Below are 8,671 nucleotides of genomic sequence, written 5' to 3' on the forward strand. Positions count from 1 at the left end.
CCGCGCCAGAACGGATGCTCTCGCATCCGTGCGCGGTCTCCCTCTCCCGCGGGGGGAGAGGGGTCCGGTTAGGCCTTCATCGCCGTGGTCAGGTTCTCGGCGACCTTGTCGAGGAAGCCCTCGGTGGTCAGCCAGCCCTGCTGGTCGCCGACCAGAAGCGCCAGGTCCTTGGTCATGTGGCCGCTCTCGACGGTCTCGACGACGACCCGCTCGAGGGTCGCCGCGAACTTGGCCAGCTCGGCGTTGTCGTCCAGCTTGGCGCGATGCGCGAAACCGCGCGTCCAGGCGAAGATCGAGGCGATGGAGTTGGTCGAGGTCGCCTCGCCCTTCTGATGCTGGCGGTAGTGGCGGGTGACGGTGCCGTGGGCGGCTTCCGATTCCAGCACCTTGCCGTCCGGCGTCATCAGCACCGAGGTCATCAGGCCCAGCGACCCGAAGCCCTGGGCGACGACGTCCGACTGCACGTCGCCGTCGTAGTTCTTGCAGGCCCAGACGAAGCCGCCCGACCATTTGATGGCCGCGGCCACCATGTCGTCGATCAGGCGGTGCTCGTAGGTCAGGCCCAGCTTGTCGAACTCGGCCTTGAACTCGCGGTCGAAGACGTCCTGAAAGATGTCCTTGAAGCGCCCGTCGTAGGCCTTGAGGATGGTGTTCTTGGTGGACAGGTAGACCGGATACTTGCGCTGCAGGCCGAAGGCGAAGCTGGCGCGGGCGAACTCGGTGATCGAGTCGTCGAGGTTGTACATGCCCATGGCCACGCCCGACGACGGGAAGTCGAACACTTCATGCTCGATGACCTGGCCGTCCTCGCCCTGGAACTTGATGGTCAGCTTGCCGGGGCCGGGAACGAGGAAGTCGGTGGCCTTGTACTGGTCGCCGAAGGCATGGCGGCCGACGACGATCGGCTGGGTCCAGCCCGGCACCAGCCGCGGAACGTTCTTGCAGATGATCGGCTCGCGGAAGACCACGCCGCCCAGGATGTTGCGGATGGTGCCGTTGGGCGACTTCCACATCTTCTTCAGGCCGAACTCCTTCACCCGCGCCTCGTCCGGGGTGATGGTGGCGCATTTCACGCCGACGCCGTGCTTCTGGATGGCCTTCGCCGCGTCGATCGTCACCTGGTCGTCGGTGGCGTCGCGGTTCTCCATGCCGAGGTCGTAGTAGTCGAGCTCCAGGTCGAGGAACGGGAAGACCAGCTTGTCCTTGATCATCTGCCAGATGATCCGGGTCATCTCGTCGCCGTCGATGTCCACGATGGGATTGGCGACCTTGATCTTGGCCATGCGGGTTCGCGCCTCTGACTTCGGAATGGGAGTAAGGCGGGCGGTATAGCGGCGCGGGGGCGCGGCGCAAAGGGCCGCGTTCGTGGGCGCCGCGGCCGCGCGGTTAGGCTGTGGACCGGGAGACTGCTAGGCTTCGCCGCACAGGGTTGGAGGGACGACGATGCAGACCGTTCGGATCATGCTGGCGCTTGTCGCCCTCGGCTTCGCGGGCAGCGCCGCGGCGCAGGCGGCGCCCGCGACGGCGACCTTCCGCGACTGGCTGGCGGTCTGCGGCAACGACGGGGCCTGCGTGGCCTTCGGCAAGCCGCGGGAGTTCGGACCGGCCTGGGTGCGGGTCGAGATGGACGCCGGCCCGGAAGCCTGGCCGCGCATCCAGTTCGGCTATCCCGACTGGAGCGACGGCGAGCAGACGCCGCGGTTCTCGCTCGCCATCGACGGCGCCGACCTTCGGACGACGACCAATATCGACGGCCTGCCCGCCCTCACCGGCGAGGCCGCGCGCGAGGCCCTGGCGCGGATGACGCGCGGATCGTCACTGACCTTCAACAGCGGGCAGGATCCGACGGAGGTCTCCCTGTCGGGCGCCTCGGCCGCACTGCTGTGGATCGACGAGCGGCAGGGTCGGCTCGACACGCCGTCCGCCCTGATACGGCGCGGTGCGCGATCCAACGAGGCCGTTCCGGCCGCTCCGGCCCTGCCGCGTCTGCGAGCCGGCGCGGCGGCCAGCCAGGCCGGGCTTGAGGGCCGAAGCCTGCCCCCGGCGCTGGCCGGCGCCGCCGATGTGGGCGAATGCCTTGCGGACGAGGACCTCGGCGACGCCTCTCCAACAGTGCACCGGCTGGGTCCGGACCTGCTGTTGTGGACCATCCCCTGCTTCCGCGGCGCCTATAATTTCGGCTCGGTGCTGTGGACCACCCGGGACGATGGTTCCGACCCGCGCCCGTTGCTGCTGACGAACGCGCGGGGCGAAACCGTCACGGAGATCATCAACGGCGGCTATGATCCGCAGACCCGGCAGATCGACGCCTTCGCCAAGGGGCGGGGCATCGGGGATTGCGGCCTGGCGCAGCGATGGCTGTGGACCGGCCAGCACTTCGAACTGCTGGAGGAGACGGGCATGGACGACTGCTTCGGCGTCCGGGCCGATTATTGGCCCGTGCTCTGGCGAGCCGAGTTGCTGGACTAGGCGCCACCGGCCCGGTCCTGCGGCGTTCAGCGAGGATGACACCGCCCCCCGCCGCCGGCCCCACCGATGACGTCGACGTTCTGGTCATCGGAGCCGGACCCGCTGGCCTGACCGCGGCCACCTATCTGGCCCGGTTCCGGCGCCGCGTGCTGGTCGCGGACGGGGGCGCCCCGCGCGCGTGCTGGATTCCGGTCAGCCACAACCTGCCCGGCTTTCCGCAGGGCATAAGCGGCGAAGCCATCGTCCGGCGCATGACCGAACAGGCGCTGGAGTTCGACGCCCTTATCGAGCCGGGCCGGGTCGAGGCGCTGGAGCGGGACGGCGAAGGCTTCCGGGCGCAGCTGAACGGGCGGGAGGTTCGCGCCCGGGCGGTGCTTCTGGCGACCGGGGTGATCGATCACCATCCGGATCTGCCGGGAGTGGAGCGGGCCATCGAGCGGGCGCTGGTGCGCATCTGCCCGATCTGCGACGGCTACGAGGCCATCGACAAGGCGGTCGCGATCATCGGCCGGGACGATGGAGGAGTTCGGGAGGCGGCCTTCCTGCGCACCTATTCTGACCGGGTGACGCTGATCCATGTCGGCCCCGCCGAAGCGTTGACCGAAGAGGACGAACTGCGCCGGATGGGGGTCGAGCTCATCCGGGCGCCGATCGACAATGTCAGTCTGGAAGGCGACCGGGTCACGGCGCTGAGCTGGGGCGGTACCTTCCGCATCTTCGACCTGGTCTATTCAGCGCTGGGAACCGCGCCGAACGCGGAATTGGCGCGGGCGCTGGACGCGAGGACCGGCGAGAACGGATGCATGATCGTGGACGCCCGTCAGGCGACCAGCGTGCCCGGCCTCTACGCGGCGGGAGACGTGGTGCGGGGGCTGAACCAGATCGCCGTGGCCGGCGCCGAGGCGGCCATCGCCGCGACGGCGATCCACAACGTGCTTCGCGAGGCGGACGGCTGGACAGTGGCCTGACCTGACTCAGACGGTCCGGATCTGCGAGAGCAGGAGGCTCCCTGCGGATCCGGACCGGAGCGGACCGCGACGGCGATCGCCGGGGATTGGGCCCCTTTTCCGTGAGCGGTTCCGCGGGGGATCATCGGCTCCAGGGCGTCACGATCCGCTGCGGCTTGCGGATGCGGGCCCGGGTGCGGCTACGACGCCAGTCGTTAAGCACGGAGGCCCAACCCCATGTGGGCTCCTTATGCGTGTGGTGAATCTCTTCCATCTCGACCTCCTGATCTTCCTGCGGTGAGGACAACGTCAGAATGAGCTTGACAGGCCCGGCCCGCAAACCAGATTGGCGAGACGCAACATAAGGCACACTTATGGCCGATCCTCTCGCCGGAATTCCGCTCGCCTCCATCCGGGTGTTCGAGGCCGCGGCCCGGCTCAACAGCTTCACCCGCGCGGCGGAGGAGCTGGGCATGACCCAGGCCGCGGTCAGCTGGCAGATCAAGGCGCTCGAAGGCCGGCTCGGCCAGAGCCTGTTCCGCCGCCTGCCCCGCGAGGTCGTGCCGACGGAATCGGGCGAGCGGCTGTCACGCGCGGCGACCGAGGCCATGAGCCTGCTGCGGCGGGCGCTGTCGGACCTGACCGAGGCGGATCAGGCGATCCTGTCGATCACCACCCTGGCGACACTGGCGACGCAGTGGCTGGCGCCGCGCCTGGGCGAATTCCAGCTGGCGCACCCCGAACTGGCGGTACGGCTGGATACGGCGGCGCATCTGATCGATCTGTCCCGCGAGGGGTTCGACGTCGGCATCCGTTCGGGCACGGGCGAGTGGCCGGGGCTGGAGAGCGTCGAGGTCATGCCGAGCGTGTTCACGCCCGTCTGCAGCCCGCGCCTGCGCGACAGCCTCGAGCTCGAAACCGCCGAAGACCTGTTGAAGGCGCCGCGCATCGGTCTGGAGAAGGAATGGGCGGTGTGGTTCGCCGCCGCGGGGGTCGCGGCCGACGGACAGACGCCGTCGCGGCTGCGCGCCGACTATCAGGCGCTGGAGGTGGCCTCGGCCCTCGGGGATCAGGGCGTGGCGCTGGCCTCGCCGATCCTGTTCGCGCGCGAGTTGGCGGCCGGCCTGCTGGTCCAGCCGGTGCCCCTCGCGGTCAAGCTGATCCCGGGCTACGCCTACTGGCTGGTCTGGCCGGAGGGGCGCCGTCGATCGCCGAAGATCGCCCGCTTCCGCGAATGGATCCTGTCGGCGGCGGCCGCCGATCCGAGCGTTCTCGCGGCCCGCGAGTCCCTCGAAGCGGTCTGACCCGCATGGCTCAGGACCGCATCAGGTTCTCGAGCACGGCGAGCGGCGTCGAGCCGTTGGCGAGCACTGCGTCGTGGAAGCGGCGAAGGTTAAAGCCGGGCCTCGCCTCGGCCTCCGCCCGCAGCCGGGCGATGACCGTGTGGCCGATCTTGTAGGCGCAGGCCTGGCCCGGCATGGCGCAATAGCGGTTGATCTCGCTGTTGGCGGCCCCGACCGGCTTGGCCCCCGAGGCGACCATGTAGTCGACGGCCTGTTCGCGGCTCCAGCGCTTGTGGTGCAGACCGGTATCGACCACGAGGCGCACCGCCCGGAACAGATAGGACATCAGGAAACCGACCCGGCCCAGCGGGTCGTCGGCGTAGACGTCGAGGTCGTCGGCGGCCACCGCCTCGGCGTAGAGGGCCCAGCCTTCGTTGTAGGCCGAGAAGCCGTTGGCGCGGCGCCAGGCCGGCAGGCTCTCCGTTTCTCGCTGCAGGGCGACCTGCAGGTGATGGCCGGGCGAGGCCTCGTGGTAGGTCAGGGTCGGGAGCGAGAATTTCGGCCAGTTCGCCGTGTCGCGCAGGTTGATGTAGTAGGCGCCCGGCCGCGAGCCGTCGAGCGGCGGGCCCTGGTAGTAGCCGCCGGGCGCGCCCGCCTCGATCGCCGGCGGCACGCGGCGGACCTCCACCTTCGAGCGCGGCAGCCTGCCGAACAGGCGCGGCAGCAGCGGGTCGAGCGCGGCCACCTGCCGGTTCAGGCTCTCGATCAGGGCCGCCTTGCCCTCGTCGGTGTTGGGCCAGAGCTGGGCCGGGTCCTTGTTGAGGGCGTCGATGCGCTGGCCGACCGTGCCTTCTGTCATGCCGCGCGCCTTCAGGATCGTATCGATCTCGGCGCTGATGCTCGCCACCTGCTCCAGACCGATGGCGTGGACCTCGTCCGGCGTCATGGTCGTGGTGGTCCAGTATTTCAGGGCATGGGCGTAGAAGCGCTCGCCATCAGGGATGCGCCAGACGCCGGCGTCGTGCACGGCGCCCGGACGCAGGCGTTCGAAGGCGGCGATCTGCCGGTCGAGCGCCGGTTTGACCTCGGCGTCGACGATGGCCCCGGCGCGGTCGCCGTAGCCGCTCAGGCCGAGCGCCGTCGCCTTGCGTTCGAGGGTGCGGATCATCGCCATGTCGGCGGCCGGCTGGCCGCGCAGGGCCTTCAGCTGGCCCAGGGTCAGGTCGAGGATGAAGTCCGGCGCGACCACGCCCTTGCCGGCGTCGCGGGCGATGCGCGCGGTCTCGGCGTCGAGATTGGGGCCGAAGGCGGACAGGCGGGCGAGGAAGGCCTCGGCGCCGTCGCGGTCCTCGACCCGGTGCTGGGTGTCCATGAAGTCGGGGACGGTGAAGTAGGACCCGGTCATCTGGTTGACGAGGTAGGGCCCCATGCGGCCGCCCTCGATGGCCGAACCATAGTCGAACGAGGCGCCGGTCGAGGCGGTCTGGGCCCGGAAGGCGGCGACGGCGAGGTTGATGGTGCCGGGCCGGGTCAGGCCAGTCTGGTCGAAGTCGGCGACAGCCTGCAGACGGGCGTTGGCGGTGGAGCGGTCGGCCATCCACGCGGCCTCGGTGCGGTCCGACAGCTTCGACGACAGGTGGGCCCGGGCGCCGCGGTCGAGGCCGAGGTTGGTGGCGGTCTCCGGCGCGTTTTCGACGTCCTCGTCGAACCAGCGGGACAGCATGGCGTCGAGGCGGTCGTCGGCCTCGCTGCGGGCCAGCACCGGACCGGCGAGGGCGAGACCGGCGCCGGCCGTGGCGGTGAGAAGCAGGCGGCGGCGGTCGATCATGGCTTCAGGCTCCGGTGAAGACGACAGGTTGATCCGAACGGCGCCGTTTCGACAAGTCAGGCCGCGCGCAGCTCCTGCTTGACCCGCTCGGCCAGGGTCTTGATGTCGAGCGGCTTGGGCAGGAAGGAGACGCCGACCTCGTCCTGCAGCAGGTCGGAGAAGTCGCTCTCGGCATAGCCCGAGATGAACATCACCGGCGCATCGCCGAGGAAGGGCCGGGCCTTCTTCAGCAACGAGGGGCCGTCGAGGCCGGGCATGATGACGTCGGAGATCATCATGTCGATGGTCCCGGCGTGTTCCTCGGCCAGGGCGAGGGCCTCCTCGCCGTCGGCGGCCTCGATGACCTCGTAGCCGCGCTGGCGCAGCAGGCGGGCGGCGATGCCGCGCACGGCCGCCTCGTCCTCGACGAACAGGATGCGGCCGGCGCCGGACAGGTCCCGCGGAGCCTTGGCGACCTTTTCGGTGACCGGCGTCTCGGCCAGGTCGGCCTCGGCGGCCTCGGGCAGGAAGATGCGGAAGGCGGCGCCGGCGCCTTCGAGGTTGGAGACGTTGATGTGGCCCCCGGCCTGTTCGACGATGCCGTAGACGGTGGCCAGGCCCATGCCCGTGCCCTCGTTCACCGCCTTGGTGGTGAAGAAGGGCTCGAAAATCTTGCCGATGATCTCGGGCGGCACGCCGGGCCCGGTGTCGGCGACCTCGATGAGGGCGACGTTCTCGGTCGGGGCGGCGGCCCAGCCCAGGGCCCGGGCCTCGTCCCGGGTCAGGCGCAGGGTGCGGATGGTGACCACCCCGGCGCCCGGTTCGACCACGCCGCGCATGGCGTCCCGGGCGTTGACGGCGAGGTTCATCACGGCCGTCTCGAGCTGGCTCTTGTCGGCCAGCACCACCGGCAGGTCGCGGCCGTAGTCGGTTTCGAGGCGCACATCCTCGCGCAGGAGGCGGCGCAGCAGGACGGCGAACTCCCCGACCAGTTCGCCGAGGTCGAGCCGTTCGCGCCGGACGGTGGACTTGCGCGAGAAGGCCAGCAGCTTGCGCACCAGATCGGCGGCGCGGATGGCGGTCTGGCGGATCTCGTTGAGGCCCTCATAGGAGGGGTCGCCGACGGGATGCCGCTCCAGCAGGCCCGACAGCTGCAGCTGGATGGCGGTCAGCAGGTTGTTGAAGTCGTGGGCCACGCCGCCGGCCAGCTGGCCCACCGCCTGCATCTTCTGGGCCTGCGACAGCTGCAGCTCCATCGACTTCTGGCCGGTGACGTCGAACAGCCAGATGCGCCGCTTGTCGCCCTCGGGCGCGACGTAGAGGTGCAGCATCTTGTCGGGGAAGGCGCGGGCGACCAGCTCGATCGGACCGGAGGAGCCGGCGGCCAGCTTGGCCCGGGCTTCGGCGACGCCGGCGGGGTCGAACAGGTGGCCGAAGGCGGCGTCGCGGGCGGAGGCGGGGCCGGTCAGCACGGCGAGGGCGGCATTGGCCTTCTCGATCTTGCCGCCGAACAGGTCCTCGGCCGCGATGACGGCGGAGCCGAAGGGCGCCCCGGCGGCCATGGCGCGGCTTTCGGGCGCGCTGGAGGCGGGGGCGGGCGCGCCGCTGGTCATCACCGGGATGGCGGCCTCGGGCGCGGCGCGGACGAGGAAGCGCCCCTCCCCGGCCATGCCGATCAGCACCTCCTGCTCGCGATCGCCGATGACCACGATGGCGCGACCCTGCTCGCCGGCGCGGGCCTGGGCGAAGGCCATGTAGAGGGCGGAGGCGGAGCGACCCTTGGGCAGGGTGGTGGTGGCCCCGTTGCTTTCGGCCCAGGCGGCGTTGAAGGCCAGCACCTGGCCGGAAGCCCAGCCCAGGGCGGCGGGCTCGGCCATGGCGTCGAGCAGATCGACGGTGGTGTCGCCCAGCGGCTTGCGACTCTCGCCGCGGGCGAAGGCGAACAGGCCGATCAGGGCCACGGCCCCGACGGTGAAGATCAGCACCAGCCCCGGGGCGCTCATCGGGTCGGCGCGGAAAGCGGGATAGGCCATGGCCCCGACGGCCACGACGAAGCCGATCGCCATGACGACGAGCAGCGGGTCGAAAGCCTTGCGGGAGGTTGCGGTCATGGCGCCTCGGCCCGAATCAATGGGGCGTTTCCGGCGATGATGGTCTGGATGCGG

At 70.3% G+C, this 8,671-nt stretch carries 6 protein-coding genes; 3 read left to right on the forward strand and 3 right to left on the reverse strand.

From position 1 onward, the window contains the following. Window positions 1-68 precede the first annotated feature (68 nt). Window positions 69-1,283, reverse strand: coding sequence for an NADP-dependent isocitrate dehydrogenase (locus tag VGD32_RS13265; protein ID WP_331032353.1), 1,215 nt, complete (start codon window positions 1,281-1,283; stop codon window positions 69-71). A 160-nt stretch (window positions 1,284-1,443) separates the two neighbouring features. On the opposite strand from VGD32_RS13265, the gene VGD32_RS13270 reads away from it, so the two are divergent. The 3 genes from VGD32_RS13270 to VGD32_RS13280 all read left to right on the forward strand — a co-directional run bounded on the left by VGD32_RS13270 (window position 1,444) and on the right by VGD32_RS13280 (window position 4,720). After that, entirely contained in the window at window positions 1,444-2,469 is a 1,026-nt protein-coding gene (locus VGD32_RS13270) for a DUF1176 domain-containing protein (RefSeq protein WP_331032354.1), read from the forward strand. Between the two features lie 35 nt (window positions 2,470-2,504). Continuing rightward, complete coding sequence (locus tag VGD32_RS13275) at window positions 2,505-3,437, forward strand: NAD(P)/FAD-dependent oxidoreductase (protein WP_331032355.1); 933 nt, start codon at window positions 2,505-2,507, stop codon at window positions 3,435-3,437. A 353-nt stretch (window positions 3,438-3,790) separates the two neighbouring features. Next, window positions 3,791-4,720: a LysR substrate-binding domain-containing protein gene (locus VGD32_RS13280; protein WP_331032356.1), complete on the forward strand. Its 930-nt coding sequence runs from the start codon at window positions 3,791-3,793 to the stop codon at window positions 4,718-4,720. Window positions 4,721-4,730: 10 nt separating this feature from the next. Here VGD32_RS13280 and VGD32_RS13285 read toward each other — a convergent pair whose 3' ends face one another. Then, a complete protein-coding gene (locus VGD32_RS13285) occupies window positions 4,731-6,527 on the reverse strand; it encodes a DUF885 domain-containing protein (protein ID WP_331032357.1) in 1,797 nt (598 codons plus the stop codon). 56 nt (window positions 6,528-6,583) lie between these two features. Next, the gene (cckA, locus tag VGD32_RS13290; protein ID WP_331032358.1) at window positions 6,584-8,617 is read right to left on the reverse strand and encodes a cell cycle histidine kinase CckA; all 2,034 of its coding nucleotides are present in this window, start codon (window positions 8,615-8,617) and stop codon (window positions 6,584-6,586) included. Window positions 8,618-8,671 lie beyond the last annotated feature (54 nt).

Origin of the sequence: Brevundimonas sp., assembly GCF_036402095.1 — a bacterium.
Classification (GTDB): Bacteria; Pseudomonadota; Alphaproteobacteria; order Caulobacterales; family Caulobacteraceae; genus Brevundimonas.